The following is a 16,617-nucleotide window of genomic DNA, read 5'->3' as shown; positions in this document are numbered from 1 at the left end:
CGCGCTTGGGCGCAACAGGCTGGATTCATGATGAACGATAGAAAGCCAATCATTTCGATCGAGAAGGTTAGTAAACGGTTCGGCGCCGTGCGCGCGGTCGATGAAATTTCCTTGGACATCTACGAAGGCGATTTCTTTGCGCTTTTGGGTCCATCGGGCTGCGGAAAGACGACGTTGCTGCGGATGCTGGCAGGATTTGAAGTTCCGACCAGCGGTGTGATCAAGATTGATGACGCGGATATATCCGCCGTACCACCCAACCGCCGTCCGGTGAACATGGTCTTTCAGTCCTATGCCGTGTTTCCGCATATGAGCGTGGCCGACAACGTTGCCTATGGTCTGAAAGTAACCGGCGTTCCGGCATCCGAGTACAAGGAGCGGGTGGAGGAAGCTTTAGAACTGGTCAAGCTTGGCGGTTATGGAACACGGATGCCCGATCAACTCTCGGGTGGTCAGCGCCAACGTGTCGCGCTGGCCCGCGCCTTGGTCAAGCGCCCGCGGGTGCTTTTGCTTGATGAGCCTTTGTCCGCGCTGGATGCAAAACTTCGCGAAGCCATGCAGTTGGAGCTGGTTCGGCTGCAGGAAACCGTGGGTATTACCTTTGTGATCGTGACGCACGATCAGAGCGAAGCCCTATCGATGGCTAACCGCATCGCCGTGATGAAGGACGGGGTCGTACGGCAGCTTGCAGCGCCCGCCGAGCTCTATGAGTTTCCCAACTGCCGCTTCGTTGCAGACTTTATCGGTAAGACCAATCTTTTCGAAGGCGCTTCCGTCGGCGCGACCACCGGCGGGTTGGAGCTTGACGTTGGCGGCCTTGGCCGCATTACCGTTCCAGCCGACTCCGCTGCTTCTGTGGAAGGACAGGCCTGGATTGCCGTCAGGCCGGAAAAGATACGTTTGACCCGTGATGCGCCGGAAGGCGAGCGAATCAAGATGCAAGGCAAAATCCGTGAAATCGCTTACTACGGCGAAGCCTCGGCGGTTTTCGTCGAAGACGATGAGAATCGGCGGATCATGGTGAATGTGCAAAACGAAGCGCGGTCGACCGAGCCGCATTTCAGGGTTGGCGAGCAGGTCTGGTGTAGCTGGGCGCCACGCGATACGCTCCTGCTGAACGATTAGGCCATTACACTCATGTCCAATTCCGAAGAGGCGGCGCCTGCGCCGTTGACCAAAGCCGTCTTGACCGTATTCCTGCCTTTCTCGGGCGGGTACTTCCTGTCCTACCTTTTCAGGTCGGTGAATGCGATCATCGCCCCGCAGTTAACCGGGGAATTGGGGTTGGGTGCGGCCGATCTTGGTCTGCTCACCTCAGCTTACTTTCTTGCCTTCGCGGCCTTCCAGATTCCCTTGGGTGTTTTGCTGGATCGCTTCGGACCGCGCAAGGTTCACCCTTTGCTGCTGTGTTTCGCTGCCTTGGGCGGCGCGCTCTTTGCCTTCGGGACAAGCCTCACGGAACTGCTTGTCGGTCGCGCCCTGATTGGTCTTGGTGTCTCCGGGGCTCTCATGGCGTCCTTCAAGGCGATTACCATGTGGTTTCCCAGGCGCACCTGGCCGCTGACAAATGGCTGCTTCATGGCGGTTGGCGGTCTGGGTGCCATTTCGGCGACCGCGCCGACCGAGTGGCTGTTGGAGGTGACGGATTGGCGTGGGGTCTTCATGGGACTGGCCGGTGGTTGTGTCGTGATCGCGGCCTTGATCTTTTTCGTCTGTCCGGAACGTGAGGTTGCAGGTCGCAACACAACGTTGAAGGAAAGTCTGACAGGCATCGCCCACATCTTCACGGACCGCCTGTTTTGGCGGGTCTGGCCGGTTTCCGTCGCCGTCATTGCCTACAGCATGGCGGTCCAGGGCTTATGGATAGGGCCATATTTGCGTGACGTCGGCGCGTTCGGTCGCGAGATGGTTGCCAACCATCTATTCTGGACGGCCGCCAGCTTGACCGTCGGTTTTATCTTCAGTGGACTGGTCGCCAGCCGCTTGGAAAGACGCGGTATTTCGCTGGCGGTTTCCTTTGGGTTTATCGCGGTTGCCTTTATGATTGCCCAAGGACTAATCGTCTTTCAGATAGTGCCGCAGTCATTGCTTCCCTGGGTTCTATTTGCGCTCACAGGCAACGCGACCGCGATCAACTACGCTTTGTTATCGCGGCATTTCCCTTTGGCCTACGCCGGACGCGCCAATACGGCGATCAACCTGATGATCTTCCTCGGCGCCTTTTCCATCCAATATGCCATAGGCGGCATCATTTCCCTTTGGCCGACGAGCGCCGATGGCGGCTACGCAGCCGAGGGCTATAAGGTCGCCTTTGGTGTGTTCTTGATATTGCAAATCATAACCTTCGCCTGGTTTGTGCTGTCCGCCCGCTGGGCGCCAGCCTCTCGGTCCTGACGGGAGCATTTATGTATGACGGATAAGAACTACGACATTGTTGTTTTAGGCGGCGCAATAATCGGTAGTGCCATCGCTTATTTTCTTGCCCGCGAGTTGGGCAGCGGCCGTTCGATCTGTGTTATTGAACGTGACCCAACCTACGCACAAGCCTCGACCAGCTTATCCCTCGCTTCGATCCGCGTGCAGTTCTCCACCCCGCTGAATATCGCAATATCGCGGTTTGGCTACAGCTTCCTGGAAAGTATCGGTGAGGTGCTGGAGGTCGACGGCGACCGGCCCGATGCCGGAATCAAGGCGAATGGATACCTCCTGATGGCAGGTGAATCAGGACGCGCATTGCTGCAAAAGAATCAGATCATCCAGCAGCAGGCCGGAGCCCAGGTGGCTCTGTTGGAACCGGCGGATATCCAGGCGCGTTATCCCTACATCAACACCGACGAGGTCGCACTGGCGGCGCTTGGACTGGCTGAAGAGGGGTGGTTCGACGCCTACAGCGTCATGCAGGCGCTGCGCCGCAAGGCGAGCTCTTTGGGCGTCACCTACATGAAGGACGAGGCATGCGGCCTGGAGATGTCGGGTCCGCGGGTGACAGCGGTGAATCTTGCCTCAGGTGAACGCCTGGCTGCGGGCATCGTCGTTAACGCGACGGGTCCGCGTGCTGCAAAAACAGCCGCTTGGGCTGGAATCGAGCTTCCTGTCCATCCGCGCAAGCGCAGCGTCTTCGTATTTGACTGCAAGGAGAGGTTCCCCGATAGCCCGCTGATTATCGATCCATCAGGCGTCTATGTACGGCCGGAAGGCGAGCACTACGTCTGTGGGTGGTCGCCGCCCGAGGAGGACGACCGGGACTGTGAAGACTTCGAGGTTGAATGGAACCTGTTTGAAGAAAAACTATGGCCTATTCTGGCGCAGCGTGTACCGGCCTTTGAGGCTATCAAGGTGACACGCGCTTGGGCCGGGCATTACGCAATGAACGTAATAGATCACAATGCCATTCTCGGTAGCCATCCGGAGGTTTCCAACTTTTACATGGCGAACGGCTTCTCAGGACACGGCGTACAGCAGTCCCCGGCGGTTGGACGCGGCTTGGCGGAATTGATCGTCGGTGGGTCCTACCGCAGTCTTGATCTCTCGCCATTTGGGTTCGAGCGTTTCGCCCAAGGCCGCTTGATCCGGGAGGAAAATGTAATTTAGTGGGGTAGCCGAACTAATGAATAACAAGAAAAAAGGCGCACTTTCGGGGGTTAGGGTACTGGATTTTTCCACCCTCCTGCCTGGGCCGCTCGCAAGTCTGTTGCTGGCTGAAGCGGGAGCTGAAGTTATCAAAGTTGAGCGCCCCGATTTCGGCGATGAACTGCGTGTTTATCCGCCGCCCTTCGGCGGGTGGGGATTCGCCCTGCTCAATCGGGGCAAGAAAAGCCTGTCGATCAACTTGAAGGACGGTAATGCGAAGTCTGTTCTAGCGCCTTTGATCGAAGAAGCCGACGTGCTGTTGGAGCAATTTCGTCCAGGCGTGATGGCCCGCTTGGGACTCGGTTACGAATCCGCCCGCGAAATCAATCCGGCCTTGGTCTATTGCTCTGTCACCGGCTATGGGCAAAGCGGCCCCAGGGCCGCCGAAGTGGGACACGACCTCAATTATCAGGCTGCTAGCGGCCTTCTTTCCTTGGGTGGAGACAGCGAGGGAAAGCCCACGATCGCGCCGGGGCTGATCGCCGATATCGGGGGCGGAACCCTGCCAGCCGTCGTCAACATTCTGTTGGCGTTGCGACAAGCCGAACAGACAGGTGAGGGCTGCCATCTCGATGTTTCGATGACCGATAACCTCTTGGCTTGGTCTTGGTGGGCACAAGCGGCACGCGCGGGAGGGCTGGAGCCGGAGGTCGCCGGGCGCGGTGTACTGACGGGCGGATCCCCACGATATCAGCTTTACGCGACGTCGGACGGCCGTTATCTCGCGGTTGCAGCGCTCGAAGAGCGCTTTTGGGTCCGGTTTTGCGACCTCATCGGTCTACCCAAGGAGATACGCGAGTTGGAAGCCGGTGAGGCGTCTAAAGTCGGCAGGGCAGTCGCATCGATCATCGCGTCGAGGTGCCTTGCCGATTGGCGTGACGTGCTGGCAGGTGAGGATGTTTGCGTCGCACCGGTCCTCAGTATCCAGGAGGCAATGGACGATCCGGGATTCCATGCCCGTGGCTTGTTCACGCAGCGCTTGAGATGGCAGGGAGTTGAGGTTCCGGCACTCCCGGTTCCTCTGGATGCGGCGGTTCGGACCGACCTTTCTTCGGGCGCTCCCCCGGACCTGGATGCGAATGACGACGTTGGGTTTGAGCCGCGCTTGCCCAAGCCCGGTGTTGCTGACAGGATGCCCGCGAAATCTTCGGGCGATTTTAGCTCGGCAAGGACCACTCATGGGCGGGAAGATGACGAAGCAAAGTAACCTCAGGACCGGCGGACAAATACTGGTTGATTGTTTGGTGTCTCAGGGAATCGACACGGCTTTTGGCGTGCCCGGCGAAAGTTATCTCGCCGCCCTCGACGCCATGGCTGATCATCCGGATTTTAGTTTCGTCATCTGCCGACAGGAAGGTGGCGCGGCGATGATGGCGGACGCCCACGCACGGTTGACCGGAAAGCCTGGGATTTGTTTTGTGACGCGCGGGCCAGGCGCGACGAACGCGAGTGCCGGCGTTCACATTGCCCAGCAGGATTCGACCCCCATGATCCTTTTCATTGGTCAGGTCGGCCGCGATATGATGGAGCGCGAGGCCTTCCAGGAAATCGACTATCGCCGCATGTTCGGGGCCCTTTGCAAATGGGTGGCGCAGATTGATCAGGCCGAACGTATTCCCGAGTTCGTCTCACGGGCTTTTCATACGGCGCTGCAAGGGCGGCCGGGGCCGGTGGTGCTGGCGCTTCCTGAGGATATGCTGACCGACGCGGTCGAGGCTCTTTCGATCGCACCCGTCACGCCTAGCCTTGCAACTCCCGGTGCCGGCGCCTTGAGTGCGCTTGAAGGCGCGCTCCAAAAGGCCGAGCGCCCATTGATCGTGCTGGGCGGCGGCGGCTGGAACGCAGCGGCCAAAGCGCAGGTGGAAGCCTTTGCCGATCGTTGGCGTCTACCGGTGGCAGTCTCCTTCCGTTGCCAGCATCTTTTTGACAACGCGCAGGACTGTTATGTCGGTCATGTCGGGATCGGAATCGATCCGGGATTGGCGGAAGCGGTCCGACACACGGATCTGCTGGTCGTCCTGGGTGCGCGCTTGGGTGAAATGACGACCGGCGGATACACCCTTTTGCAGCCGCCACGCCCCAAACAACCTTTGGTCCATGTGCATCCGGGTGCCGAGGAATTGGGAAGGGTTTACCAACCGACACTGGCCATCAACAGCGCTATGACAACGATGGCAGCAGCGTTGGAAACCATTGATTTGGCGGGCTCAGATTGGGAGCCCTGGCGTGCCTCGCTTCGCACAAGCTACGAGGCCTTCAGCAAGCCAACCGTCATTCCCGGGCCCTTGCAGCTGGCGGAGGTGGTGCGGTTTTTGGATGAAAAGCTGCCCCCCGACGCGATTCACTGTAACGGCGCGGGCAATTATTCGACCTGGGTTCACCGCTTTCACAGCTATCGGACCTTTGGCGGGCAGCTCGCTCCCACCAGCGGTTCCATGGGTTTTGGCACGCCGGCGGCGGTCGCGGCGAAAATAGCGCGACCCGACGCGGCTGTTGTTGCCTGGGCAGGGGACGGATGTTTCCTGATGAACGGCCAGGAACTGGCGACGGCGGTTCAGTACGGCCTCAAAATATTGGTGATAGTCGTCAACAACGGCCAGTACGGAACGATCCGTATGCATCAGGAGCGGGAGTATCCAGGCCGCGTTGTCGGTACGCAGTTGGCCAACCCTGATTTCGCGGCGTTGGCGCGAGCCTATGGCGCGTCTGGCGAGATCGTTGAAACGACGGAGGCCTTCCCGGCTGCTTTCGAGCGTGCCATGGCGGCGCCAGGTCCGGCGCTGATCGAGCTGCGCCTTGATCCGGAGGCGATAACGCCGACGACGACCCTTTCAGCCATCAGAAAGAAGAGTCAAGAAGAAGGACGCTAGAGCCGGCGGCGGTCGGCCTTGTGGCTCCAGTCAAGAATCTTGACCGCAGGATAAATCCAAACCAAGCCGCTGGTGCCGTAGTAAAGTAGCTGCAAGCCCCAGCCGGCCAGGCCAAGGAGGTCGGCTAGACTGACAACAGCCACGCTATAGCCGGTCAGGAAGACAAGAAGTAAGAAATAGCCAAGCGCCTTACGGGCGGACATGTTGCACTCCCTCGGTTACAGCCTGTCTAACGTGGCTATGCTTCCAGGCCAAGCCCTGGATTGAAGGGCGGTGATCGGAAGGCGGCCCCGGCGCTCTACAATCGCCGGGCATTGTTCTAGGATAGGGCCCAACTAGGCATAGACTTTATTGAAATGAGGATAGCGGTCGGTGGCCGGAACAACGGAACCCTTCTGGAAGACAAAGAGCCTAACGGAAATGAGCCGTAGCGAGTGGGAATCCCTTTGCGACGGTTGTGCGCAATGCTGCCTGATCAAGCTTGAGGGCGATGATGGCGAGGGAATTTTTCAAACAGATGTGGCCTGCAGGCTACTTGATCTCGAAAGCTGCCGCTGCACACGTTATCAGGAGCGCAGCCGATTGGTTCCCAATTGCGTTACGCTGCACCCGGGCAACGTGAGTCAACTTCCCTGGATGCCGAAAACCTGTGCTTACAGACTGCTCTCCGAAGGAAAGGAGCTGTTCGACTGGCATCCGCTTATCTCCGGGGATCCAGAGAGTGTGCACGCTGCCGGCGCCTCCGTCCGCGATGCTGTGATATCCGAAACAGAGGTGGCCGCCGACGAGTTGGAAGACCACATCATCTACAAGGTAGAGGTTGAAGAGGTATGAGCAAAATTGGCTTGATGGGGTTGCTGTTCTCGCTGGTTCTCGCGGGTTGCACGTCCAGCACGTCGCCGACCAATCCTGCGAAGGCAGTCCGGGATCCCGATACCAAGCGCTTTGCCGCAGACATTCAGGCCCTTTGCTACGGTCGTTCGGTGAGTGACCCGTCAGAGATTGCAGAGGATGTAGGCAGATCCTGTCCAAAAGGCTCGCAGAGTTTCGAAATCCTGCATCAGGATTCTTTCTGGAACCGTTGCCCATTATTGCAACCCGTGCGAATCACCTATCGCTGCGGTCCAGTGCAGGAGTAAGCATCCAGCGGGCGAACTGGAGTCTTCAACTTCCACTCGTCGACTGATTGCGTAAACGTGAATGGATTTCTCGCCGGGATACTGGCTAGGCTATCCCTGCTGGCTCTTGATCAAGCAAGAGACCGGCATCCGCTGCCTTGGGGGAGGCGGCACTACTGGCGGCCTAGTCGGATTCAGTCCGATAAAAAAAGGCCGGTCGGTTGTGCGCTGAATTAGGATGGTTGGCAGGGGCGTGGTGAACGCGATGAAAGTTCTCGTTATTGATGACGATGAATTCCTAATGGTTGAACTGGCGGAATTCTTCAAGCGACAGGGCTGCTCGGTCTCGACAGGCCAGAATGGTGTTGAAGCCGTTGAATTGGTGCGCAGCGAGCAGCCGGATCTATTGATCATGGACGTTCAGATGCCGCGCATGGATGGTTTGGAAGCCGTTGCCGAACTGAAACGCTCTGGTTTGACGGTTCCAATGATCGTCTTGATGTCGGGCGACAGACATGGTCTCGACCGTGCGCGTGGATTCGCAAACGTGGTCGTTCTTGAAAAGCCCCTGCAACTCGATGGCTTGAGGGAATTGATCGGGCGTTAGTTCCACTCCCGCCGGACATCCGCATCGCCTTCCCCTGCGATAAGGCGCGCCTTCATTTCAAGTGTTTGGTGCGGGTCTGCAAGCTGTCGGAAAGCCCAAATTGCCGCGCCGCGCACCAGTGGAGATTCATCCTCCAGCCGGTTGCGAACGCATTCCAACAAAGCAGGTTCGCCGCTGTTTCCCACTGCTATCATGACGTTTCGCACGAAGCGATCACGTCCGATCCGCTTAATCGGGCTTCCTGAGAAGAGGGCGCGGAAGGCTTTGTCGTCGAGGTTGGCCAGTTCCGCCAATCTTGGCGCATTGAGTTCCTCGCGTGCCTTGTAATGGGGTTCTCGTGCCTCAGAAGCGAATTTGTTCCAAGGGCAGACGGCAAGACAGTCGTCGCACCCATAGATCCGATTCCCTATGGCCTTGCGGAAGCTTTCAGGAATGGGCCCTTTGTTTTCTATGGTCAGGTAGGAGATGCAGCGCCTCGCATCGAGTTGATAGGGTGCAACGAAGGCATTGGTCGGACAAATATCCAGACAGCGACTGCAGCGTCCGCAATGATCGCTTTCCGCCTTGTCTTCGGCGAGGTCGAGGGTGGTGTAGATTTCACCAAGAAAAAGCCAAGAGCCGAATTGCCGAGATACTAGGTTACTGTGCTTGCCCTGCCAGCCTAGCCCGGCCTTGGCAGCTAAGGGTTTTTCCATCACCGGTGCTGTGTCTACAAAGACCTTCAGTTCAGAATCAAAGTTAGAAATAATATATTTTGCCAATTGTTTAAGACGTTTTTTTAAAGTGTCATGGTAATCTTTGTTGCGAGCGTAGACTGAGATATTGCCTCGGTCGCGCAGTGCCAGATTACGCATCGGGTCGTGGTCCGGCCCGTAATTCATGCCCAGAACAATTACACTACGTGCTTCTGGCCAGAGTTCCTTTGGGTTGCTCCGTTGGGGCGCCCGTTCGCAGAGCCAGCCCATAGAGCCATGACGGCCGTGCGCGAGGAAATGCTGCAAGCGCTCCGCCGCTTCAGATCCCAGTTCCGCAGGCGCAAAGCCAACTGCGTCGAAACCGATTTCCAACGCCTGGTCGCGGATGGCGCTTTTCGGATCGGGGGGAGGTGTTTTCGCCATATGCTAGCCGCGTCCGCGATAAGGGGGCACGCCTTGGTCGGGGATCCAAAGACCTTCCGGCATGGGGCCGGTTTGATAAAAAACGTCGATTGGAATGCCGCCGCGTGGATACCAATAGCCGCCAATACGGAGCCAACGGGGCTGCGCCTCTCTCACGATCCGTTTGGCGATGTCGAGCGTTGTGCCCTCATGGAATCCGCCGTGATTGCGAAAGGATCCGAGGTAGAGTTTCAACGACTTGCTTTCGACCAGAAACGGGCCGGGCAGATAGTCGATGACCAGATGCGCGAAATCCGGCTGTCCGGTCACTGGGCAAAGACACGTGAATTCCGGACAGACATAACGTGCCACATAGTCGCTGTCGGGGTGCGGGTTGGGGACACATTCAAGCAGGGCATCCTCGGGCTGTGCCGGGCTTTCCACGGAATGCCCAAGCTGCGTCAACCGGGTGTTCTTAGCGGCGGTCTTAGGGGAGGTCATGGTCGCCAGCTCCTTCAAAGCGGTGCGATATCGCCTTCAGCCTGTGTCCGGGTGAAGGTATCGGCGAAGGCTAGGATTTCTCGGCTTTCTATTGCCTTTCGCAATCCGGCCATCAGGCTCTGATAGTAATGCAGATTGTGCCCGGTTAGCAGGATTGGGCCAAGCATCTCGCCATTACGGAATAGATGGTGGAGGTAGGCTCGAGCGTAATTACCGCAGGTCGGACATGCGCAGTCTTGGTCCAAGGGCCGCGGATCGTCCTGGTGTCGGCTGTTACGGATGTTGAGCGTGCCGCGATGGGTGAAGGCTTGGCCCGTGCGTCCCGAGCGCGTTGGCAATACGCAGTCAAACATATCGACGCCGCGCAGGACGGCAGCAACCAGATCGGACGGCTTACCGACGCCCATCAGATAGCGGGGGCGGTCAAGGGGAAGGAAGGGAACCGTTGCTTCCAATGTGGAGAGCATTAGCTCCTGACCTTCTCCAACGGCCAGCCCGCCGATGGCGTAGCCGTCAAATCCTATCGCGGTCAGGGCTTTTGCAGAAGCCTCGCGCTGTGCGGGATAAACGCTTCCCTGGACGATCCCAAAAAGGCCATAGCCGTCGCGCGCGGTGAAGGCTTCCTTGCAACGGGCGGCCCAACGCATAGAACGCTCCATCGAGCGCTCCGCTTCGTCCTCCTCGACAGGGAACGGGGTACATTCGTCCAGCACCATGGTGATGTTGGAATCGAGCAGGTGTTGAATCTCAACGGCTCGTTCGGGTGTCAGCGCGTGTTTGGTGCCGTCGATGTGGGAACTGAAGGTCACACCCTTCTCATCGATCTTACGCAGGGCCGATAGGGACATGACCTGATAGCCGCCGGAATCGGTCAGGATCGGCCCATGCCAGTTCATGAAGCGATGGAGCCCGCCCAGTCTGGCAATCCTTTCCGCGCTTGGCCGGAGCATCAAATGGTAGGTGTTGCCCAGGACGATCTCGGTGCCGCTGGCGGCCACCTGCTCGACGGTCAGCCCCTTGACGGTAGCCGCGGTTCCAACGGCCATGAACGCGGGAGTCTCCGCGGCTCCATGGGCTGTGGTTAGCTGTCCGCGACGGGCATTTCCATCGACCACGCTCAACTGGAACCCAAGACCGCTCATGCGTCACCTCCCCGATGCAAGAGGCAGGCGTCGCCATAGGAATAGAAGCGATAGTTCTGCGCAATGGCATGACGGTAAGCTTGCTGCATTCTGTCCAAACCGGCAAAGGCCGAAACCAGCATGAACAGCGTGGAGCGAGGCAGATGAAAGTTGGTGATCAGAACATCGACCGCTTGAAACCGAAAGCCGGGCAGGATGAACAGATCGGTATCACCGGAGAAAGCTTCAACCGTGCCGCTGGTCGCCGCTGCTGTCTCCAGAATTCGCAAGGACGTCGTGCCGACCGCCACGATGCGCCGCCCGGCTTTTTTTGCGTCGCTAATCCGCCTTGCCGCGGCGGGGCTTATTTCGCCCCATTCGCTGTGCATGCGGTGGTCATCGACAACCGACGCCTTTACCGGAAGGAAGGTGCCAGCGCCGACATGTAACGTGACGCCGCAACGTTCAATCCCGCGCTCATCAAGTTTGGTCAGAAGGTCTTGCGTGAAATGCAAACCTGCTGTCGGTGCGGCAACAGCACCTTCCCGTTCGGCAAAAATCGTCTGATAGTCATGCCTATCTTGTTCGTCCGCGCCCTGCGGTCTGTCGATATAGGGCGGGAGCGGTGCCTCGCCGTGTTGGTTCAAAGCCTGCGAAAGATCTTCCGAGGTCATCGAGAATGCGAGGATGAGTTCTCCGCCCTCACGCTTTTGAAGGATATCGGCAGTGAAACCTTCCGCGAAGGTAATACGTTCGCCTGGGCGCAGACGCTTCGCAGGGCGCGCAAAAGCCGCCCAGCAAAGCCGCTGGTCATCGACATCATTCTCCGATGGCGAAAGGGGCTTGTGGAGCAGCACCTCGACTTTCGCCTCATTGCGTCGTCCGTAAAGGCGTGCCGGAATAACCTTGGTGTCGTTGAAAACCAAAAGATCGCCGGGGCGCAGGCATTCGGGTAGATCGGCGATTCGCTGATCGGCCAACCCGGCGTTTGGGCAAACTTCCAGCAGCCTCGCGGATTCTCGAGGTTGGGCGGGCCGCTGAGCAATGAGCTCCCGCGGTAATTCAAAATCGAAGTCTTCTATGTGCATGGGGCGGGTTCCTACCAGCTTCCGCCGGGCTTGCCTAGACCAACCGAAAGGATTGGATTCACCAGGGCTCGCCCTCTCGCGTATCCCAGCGCAAGCCGAGAATGACGCGATCCGAGCGCACGTTGGTCAACTGGTGGAAAGGTCGTTTCGTACTGGCGGCAAATCCAGGCGCGCGCATCAGCAACAGATCGCCCGGTCCGGCCGGAAGGTGCCGGGTGTTCCGGCCCGAGCGATCATCGCAAAGCGCAAAATCGCCTTGGCCCGAGAAAACGATAATCGCGACCAATCCTTGATAGCGAATATGGTCCACATGCGGCGTGATGCCGCGTGAATTACGGGGGTAGGCCTGGACGATGAAATCGTTGAAGTGGAACCGCGAATCCAATAACGGGGGGTGCGATTCAAAGGCAGCCGCGAGCAGGGCGGCTTGCAGTTGCGTCGCCAAGGTTCGCAGGGGACTTGTTGCCGCTATATCCATGCAGACAGCGAAATCCTGGTGCACTTCCTTGTCGCCGGAACCCACAACCGGCCGCGCAGGACGATAGGACAGGGCGTCACAGGCCTTCAGATACCGTCCACAGGCCGCCTGTTCCAGAAGCGGCAGAGACGCACCATCTTCCTGTTGCACGCGCGCCAGTGCTCCAACTAAGGCGTGATGATCGCACAGCAGGTGTTTGGGTAGATCGGTCTGTGGGTCGATAGACTGCATGGGCGACAGAATTATCCGGCACGTTGCTGGGGGCAAGCCCTCTTCGCGACCTTGAAAGGCGAGAGTGAAAGACCGAAGATGCGCCCGGTCGCTGGAAAAGCTCTTCTTGATACCTGTCCGGCGTCTCGCGCAGCGACGTTGGGGAAATCATGCCGCAAGAAAAAATCGCCATTCTGGGTCTTGGCTATGTCGGCCTACCGGTCGCGTTGGCCTTTGCCAGGCAATACGACGTCGTCGCCTACGACATCAACCCTTCGCGTGTGGCCGCGCTGCGTGCCGGTCATGACAGTACGGGAGAAGCGGAGCCGGAGGCTCTACGAGCCAGCCGTGCGACGTTCACCAGCGAGATTGCCGATCTTCGCGGTTGCAGCGTTTTCATCATCACCGTTCCGACGCCAATTGATGATGCGCGCAATCCTGACCTTTCAGCCGTCGAGGGCGCTTGCCGCCTTATTGCCGGAATCGTGCAGCTGGGGAGCATGGTTATCCTCGAATCGACGGTGTATCCCGGTGTGACTGAGGAGGTCTGCGGCCCCTTGATCGAAAAGGAAAGCGGTCTGGTGGTCGGCCGCGATTTCAACCTGGGTTACTCGCCCGAAAGGATCAATCCAGGTGATCGCGAGCACCGTCTGGAAACGGTCACCAAAGTGGTTGCGGCCGACAACCCGGCGAGTCTGGAGCGCATTGCCGGGCTCTACGGCAGTATCGTGACAGCCGGCGTGCATCGCGCACCCTCGATCAAGGCGGCGGAACTTGCGAAGGTTATCGAAAACACCCAACGCGACCTCAATATCGCACTGATGAACGAAGTCGCCTTGATCTGCGAGCGTATGGGGTTGGCGACCCGTGACGTCTTGGCGGCTGCGCGCACGAAATGGAATTTTCTACCTTTCACGCCGGGTTTGGTCGGTGGCCACTGCATCGGCGTTGATCCTTACTATTTGACGGCCAAGGCAGAGGCGCTCGGATACCATCCGGAGGTCATCCTGGCTGGCCGTCGGATCAATAGTCGAATGGGGCAGGTGGTGGCAGATAAGCTGCTCGCGTTGTTGGAAGCGGCAGGAATAGAGCGGGTGGGCGCGCGCGTCGGAATCCTTGGATTGACCTTCAAGGAGAATGTTCCCGATCTCAGGAACAGCAGGGTTGCGGACATCGTTGGCGCCCTGCGGGCGCAGGGTTTGTCGTTGCATTTGCATGATGCCCTTGCCGACCCGGCAGAAGCGGCGGTGGCAATGGGCCAGGCCCCGGACAGCCTCTCAACCTTGATGAATTTGGACGCCTTGGTCCTGGCCGTGCCGCATGAGGCGTACATAACAGAAGGCAGCGCTGGACTTTCGGCCCGGACTCGCCCAGGCGGTGTAGTCGTCGATATCCGTGCGGTTCTTGATCGCGCGGCAATTCCCCGGGACCGCTGCTACTGGAGCCTGTGAGCAACGCCGGGTTTTCACTTGGTAAAGGCTGGTATTGCGGGCGGCACTGCGCCACAATCCCAACCCGAGACGGTGATCCTTCAGGCAAGAGCGCCAGGGGGCTTGCGCCGGAAGGAGGGATTGGCATGCGGTATGTTGGCCAAGCCGGGGGGCTTGCCGCGATTCTGGGAATTTTCCTTTTCTTGCAACCTGTCGCTTTGCGCGCGGCGGCCGACTTGGTGTTGTTGGACGAAAGCACACCGCCGTCTGCCTACCGGGAGACGCTACTGCTGCAGCATGCAGTGATAGACAAGACCCTGCCGCCCATAGAGCAGCGGGTCCCCATGGAGCCCGCAGTGTTTGATCCCACGGATCCGGCCAAGCTCGGCCGTCAGGGCGGTACTTGGCGTATGCTTGTAGGGCGCGAGAAGGACGTGCGTCTGGCGGTCGTTTATGGCTACGCCCGTCTGGTCGGCTATGACGCGGACTTGCAACTCCGTCCGGATATCCTAAAAGGCGTCGAGGTGGAGAAAGAGCGCATCTTCACCTTCCGTTTGCGCCGCGGCCATCGCTGGTCTGACGGTGCGCCCTTCACCACCGAGGACTTTAGGTATTACTGGGAAGATGTGGCCAACGACCCAGAGTTGTCGCCAGTCGGGCCGCCGCCACAGATGCTGGTCGATGGCAAACCGCCCAAAGTAGAGGTGCTGGACGAGGTAACGATCCGCTATAGCTGGGATAAGCCGAACCCGTTTTTCCTCCCGGCGTTGGCTCAGGCCAGCCCGCTGTTCATCTATCGCCCCTATCATTACCTGAAGAAGTACCACATCAAGTACGCGGACCCCGACGAGCTGCAAAAGCATATCGAGGAATCGGGCGCCAGGAATTGGGCCCAACTTCATAACCGAGCGGACAATCTATATCGCTTCGACAATCCCGCGTTACCGACCTTGCAGCCCTGGTACAACAGTACCGAGCCACCCTCAACACGCTTCCTCTTGCGCCGCAACCCCTATTTCCATCGGGTCGACGCCAGGGGGTATCAACTGCCCTATCTGGATGGCATTTCGATGGTGGTGACCAGCGGTGACCTCGTGCCCGTCAAGACCGGCGCGGGAGATATCGATTTGCAGGCACGCGGGCTCCGCTTTGACGATTACACCTTCCTGAAGCAGTCGGAGGAGCGCGGAAATTACGAAGTTCGACTTTGGAAGACTGTTCGCGGTTCCGACTATGCGCTCTATCCCAACCTGAATACCAAGGATGAGGCTTGGCAGAAGGTTTTCCGCGATGCGCGCTACCGACGCGCCCTGTCATTGGCGGTCAATCGCCATGAGTTGAACCAGGTGATTTACTTCGGATTGGGCGATCCTGGAAACCAATCGGCGTTGCCTGGAAGCCCGCTTCATAGCCCAGAGAACCGGCAAGCCTGGGCCGCGTTTGATCTGGACAAAGCGAATGCGTTGCTCGACGAGATGGGGCTGACGGAGCGAAACGGGCATGGCACTCGGCTGTTGCCTGACGGACGGCCGATGGAACTGGTAGTGGAAACCGCCGGCGAGAGTACCCTTGAAAGCGATTTGCTGGAGTTGATCGGCGATAGCTGGGGCCAAATTGGAATCAAGGTTTTTACACGCCCGATGCAGCGCGAAGTGCTGCGCAACCGCATCTTTGCGGGCGAGACCTTGATGACGCTCTGGTACGGCTATGAAAACGCGATGCTGGGCCCGGAGATGAGCCCGGAGGAGTTCGTACCGGTTCACCAGTACAGTTATCATTGGCCTATGTGGGGTCAGTATTTCGAAACGCAGGGTAACTCGGGTGTGCCAGTTGACACGGAAGTCGGCGAACGTTTGATGGCGCTGTATCGCGCCTGGTTAGAGGCCGATACCCTGACGGCTAAGCGTGCAGCCTGGGAGGAAATTCTTCAGATCCATGCGGATCATGTCTTTACCATCGGACTCGTCGCCCGCGTTCCGCAACCGGTCGTGGTGGGGCACAAGATGCACAATGTACCGGGCGATGCGATCTACAACTGGGACCCAGGGGCTCATTTTGGCATCTACCGAACGGACACCTTCTGGATGGACCGCTGACGGTCGGTTCAATGTCAATTTGCGCCGGACACCGTCCGGTCAGGTATCGGTAGACTCCGGTTCCGGTTGTTTCTCTTCTTCGGGTGCTTCTTCCGCCGGCGGTTCAGGATGTATCCGGCGGATGATGATGTCGCCGTTCTCGTTAATCTCCGGCAAGCTGTACTGCGGAATTTCCCGGAACATCAGTTCCAGGGCCTGCATCAGCTTTTCAACAGCATCGCGGGCTAGTTCTTCGGCGCTCTTCCCATCCTCCGACCCGGCGGCAACGGGTTGGCTAAGGAAAGGGGTGGCCTGCGACGTTTGACCAGGATGGGTCATCAAAAGCGCGAGACCGACGGCCACGAGAAGGCTGTGTGTAAATCGTATCATCT

Annotated in this window: 17 protein-coding genes; 10 read left to right on the top strand and 7 right to left on the bottom strand. The window is 58.6% G+C overall.

The window, feature by feature from the left end; genetic code table 11:
* Positions 1-27: 27 nt before the first annotated feature.
* The 5 genes from ABIE63_RS08550 to ABIE63_RS08530 are packed head-to-tail and all read left to right on the top strand — an operon-like array spanning position 28 to position 6,500.
* Positions 28-1,125: an ABC transporter ATP-binding protein gene (locus ABIE63_RS08550; RefSeq protein WP_246377553.1), complete on the top strand. Its 1,098-nt coding sequence runs from the start codon at positions 28-30 to the stop codon at positions 1,123-1,125.
* Positions 1,126-1,137: 12 nt separating this feature from the next.
* Entirely contained in the window at positions 1,138-2,394 is a 1,257-nt protein-coding gene (locus ABIE63_RS08545) for an MFS transporter (RefSeq protein WP_354504013.1), read from the top strand.
* Positions 2,395-2,409: 15 nt separating this feature from the next.
* Complete coding sequence (locus ABIE63_RS08540; RefSeq protein ID WP_354504011.1) at positions 2,410-3,591, top strand: FAD-binding oxidoreductase; 1,182 nt, start codon at positions 2,410-2,412, stop codon at positions 3,589-3,591.
* A gap of 16 nt (positions 3,592-3,607) precedes the next feature.
* A complete protein-coding gene (locus ABIE63_RS08535) occupies positions 3,608-4,837 on the top strand; it encodes a CoA transferase (protein WP_354504010.1) in 1,230 nt (409 codons plus the stop codon).
* Positions 4,821-6,500: a thiamine pyrophosphate-binding protein gene (locus ABIE63_RS08530; RefSeq protein ID WP_354504009.1), complete on the top strand. Its 1,680-nt coding sequence runs from the start codon at positions 4,821-4,823 to the stop codon at positions 6,498-6,500. The genes ABIE63_RS08535 and ABIE63_RS08530 overlap by 17 nt, the downstream gene beginning before the upstream one ends.
* Here the strand turns inward: ABIE63_RS08530 and ABIE63_RS08525 are convergent.
* Positions 6,497-6,703 (bottom strand): DUF2842 domain-containing protein, encoded by a 207-nt coding sequence (locus ABIE63_RS08525; RefSeq protein ID WP_354504008.1) that lies wholly within the window; start codon positions 6,701-6,703, stop codon positions 6,497-6,499. The two genes, ABIE63_RS08530 and ABIE63_RS08525, sit on opposite strands and share 4 nt — an antisense overlap.
* Before the next feature lie 169 nt (positions 6,704-6,872).
* Between ABIE63_RS08525 and ABIE63_RS08520 the strand changes: the two genes are divergently transcribed.
* From ABIE63_RS08520 to ABIE63_RS08510, 3 genes are all read left to right on the top strand, one after another.
* Positions 6,873-7,334 carry a YcgN family cysteine cluster protein gene (locus tag ABIE63_RS08520; RefSeq protein ID WP_183415930.1) on the top strand — a complete coding sequence of 154 codons (462 nt, stop codon included), beginning with the start codon at positions 6,873-6,875 and terminating at the stop codon, positions 7,332-7,334.
* Positions 7,331-7,639, top strand: coding sequence for a hypothetical protein (locus ABIE63_RS08515; RefSeq protein WP_183415929.1), 309 nt, complete (start codon positions 7,331-7,333; stop codon positions 7,637-7,639). The genes ABIE63_RS08520 and ABIE63_RS08515 overlap by 4 nt, the downstream gene beginning before the upstream one ends.
* A gap of 244 nt (positions 7,640-7,883) precedes the next feature.
* Positions 7,884-8,225, top strand: coding sequence for a response regulator (locus ABIE63_RS08510; protein ID WP_183415928.1), 342 nt, complete (start codon positions 7,884-7,886; stop codon positions 8,223-8,225).
* Here ABIE63_RS08510 and queG read toward each other — a convergent pair.
* The 5 genes from queG to ABIE63_RS08485 are packed head-to-tail and all read right to left on the bottom strand — an operon-like array spanning position 8,222 to position 12,741.
* Positions 8,222-9,343, bottom strand: a complete 1,122-nt coding sequence (queG, locus tag ABIE63_RS08505; RefSeq protein ID WP_354504006.1) for a tRNA epoxyqueuosine(34) reductase QueG — start codon at positions 9,341-9,343, stop codon at positions 8,222-8,224. The genes ABIE63_RS08510 and queG overlap by 4 nt on opposite strands.
* A 3-nt stretch (positions 9,344-9,346) precedes the next feature.
* Entirely contained in the window at positions 9,347-9,823 is a 477-nt protein-coding gene (queF, locus tag ABIE63_RS08500; protein WP_354504005.1) for a preQ(1) synthase, read from the bottom strand.
* Between the two features lie 14 nt (positions 9,824-9,837).
* Positions 9,838-10,965, bottom strand: a complete 1,128-nt coding sequence (gene tgt / locus ABIE63_RS08495; RefSeq protein ID WP_354504003.1) for a tRNA guanosine(34) transglycosylase Tgt — start codon at positions 10,963-10,965, stop codon at positions 9,838-9,840.
* Complete coding sequence (gene queA / locus ABIE63_RS08490; RefSeq protein ID WP_354504001.1) at positions 10,962-12,032, bottom strand: tRNA preQ1(34) S-adenosylmethionine ribosyltransferase-isomerase QueA; 1,071 nt, start codon at positions 12,030-12,032, stop codon at positions 10,962-10,964. The genes tgt and queA overlap by 4 nt, the downstream gene beginning before the upstream one ends.
* A 58-nt stretch (positions 12,033-12,090) precedes the next feature.
* On the bottom strand, positions 12,091-12,741 hold the full coding sequence (locus tag ABIE63_RS08485; RefSeq protein WP_354503999.1) for a hypothetical protein: 651 nt from the start codon (positions 12,739-12,741) through the stop codon (positions 12,091-12,093).
* Between the two features lie 149 nt (positions 12,742-12,890).
* Here ABIE63_RS08485 and ABIE63_RS08480 point away from each other — a divergent pair, with 149 nt between their 5' ends.
* Positions 12,891-14,171 carry a nucleotide sugar dehydrogenase gene (locus ABIE63_RS08480; protein WP_354503997.1) on the top strand — a complete coding sequence of 427 codons (1,281 nt, stop codon included), beginning with the start codon at positions 12,891-12,893 and terminating at the stop codon, positions 14,169-14,171.
* Positions 14,172-14,296: 125 nt separating this feature from the next.
* A complete protein-coding gene (locus ABIE63_RS08475) occupies positions 14,297-16,246 on the top strand; it encodes an ABC transporter substrate-binding protein (protein ID WP_354503995.1) in 1,950 nt (649 codons plus the stop codon).
* A gap of 39 nt (positions 16,247-16,285) precedes the next feature.
* Here ABIE63_RS08475 and ABIE63_RS08470 read toward each other — a convergent pair whose 3' ends face one another.
* Entirely contained in the window at positions 16,286-16,615 is a 330-nt protein-coding gene (locus ABIE63_RS08470; protein WP_183415920.1) for a hypothetical protein, read from the bottom strand.
* Between the last annotated feature and the right edge of the window lie 2 nt (positions 16,616-16,617).

This window comes from Limibacillus sp. MBR-115 (assembly GCF_040549425.1).
Lineage (GTDB): Bacteria > Pseudomonadota > Alphaproteobacteria > Kiloniellales > CECT-8803 > Limibacillus > Limibacillus halophilus.
This window is presented reverse-complemented; position numbering and strand designations above follow the sequence as displayed.

Excerpts from the sequence above, each read along its gene's own strand:
- ABIE63_RS08550 (WP_246377553.1), top strand. The coding sequence starts at position 28 with ATGATGAACGATAGAAAGCCAATCATTTCGATCGAGAAGGTTAGTAAA.
- ABIE63_RS08545 (WP_354504013.1), top strand. The coding sequence starts at position 1,138 with ATGTCCAATTCCGAAGAGGCGGCGCCTGCGCCGTTGACCAAAGCCGTC.
- ABIE63_RS08540 (WP_354504011.1), top strand. The coding sequence starts at position 2,410 with ATGACGGATAAGAACTACGACATTGTTGTTTTAGGCGGCGCAATAATC.
- ABIE63_RS08535 (WP_354504010.1), top strand. The coding sequence starts at position 3,608 with ATGAATAACAAGAAAAAAGGCGCACTTTCGGGGGTTAGGGTACTGGAT.
- ABIE63_RS08530 (WP_354504009.1), top strand. The coding sequence starts at position 4,821 with ATGACGAAGCAAAGTAACCTCAGGACCGGCGGACAAATACTGGTTGAT.
- ABIE63_RS08525 (WP_354504008.1), bottom strand. The coding sequence starts at position 6,703 with ATGTCCGCCCGTAAGGCGCTTGGCTATTTCTTACTTCTTGTCTTCCTG.
- ABIE63_RS08515 (WP_183415929.1), top strand. The coding sequence starts at position 7,331 with ATGAGCAAAATTGGCTTGATGGGGTTGCTGTTCTCGCTGGTTCTCGCG.
- ABIE63_RS08510 (WP_183415928.1), top strand. The coding sequence starts at position 7,884 with ATGAAAGTTCTCGTTATTGATGACGATGAATTCCTAATGGTTGAACTG.
- queG (WP_354504006.1), bottom strand. The coding sequence starts at position 9,343 with ATGGCGAAAACACCTCCCCCCGATCCGAAAAGCGCCATCCGCGACCAG.
- queF (WP_354504005.1), bottom strand. The coding sequence starts at position 9,823 with ATGACCTCCCCTAAGACCGCCGCTAAGAACACCCGGTTGACGCAGCTT.
- tgt (WP_354504003.1), bottom strand. The coding sequence starts at position 10,965 with ATGAGCGGTCTTGGGTTCCAGTTGAGCGTGGTCGATGGAAATGCCCGT.
- queA (WP_354504001.1), bottom strand. The coding sequence starts at position 12,032 with ATGCACATAGAAGACTTCGATTTTGAATTACCGCGGGAGCTCATTGCT.
- ABIE63_RS08485 (WP_354503999.1), bottom strand. The coding sequence starts at position 12,741 with ATGCAGTCTATCGACCCACAGACCGATCTACCCAAACACCTGCTGTGC.
- ABIE63_RS08480 (WP_354503997.1), top strand. The coding sequence starts at position 12,891 with ATGCCGCAAGAAAAAATCGCCATTCTGGGTCTTGGCTATGTCGGCCTA.
- ABIE63_RS08475 (WP_354503995.1), top strand. The coding sequence starts at position 14,297 with ATGCGGTATGTTGGCCAAGCCGGGGGGCTTGCCGCGATTCTGGGAATT.
- ABIE63_RS08470 (WP_183415920.1), bottom strand. The coding sequence starts at position 16,615 with ATGATACGATTTACACACAGCCTTCTCGTGGCCGTCGGTCTCGCGCTT.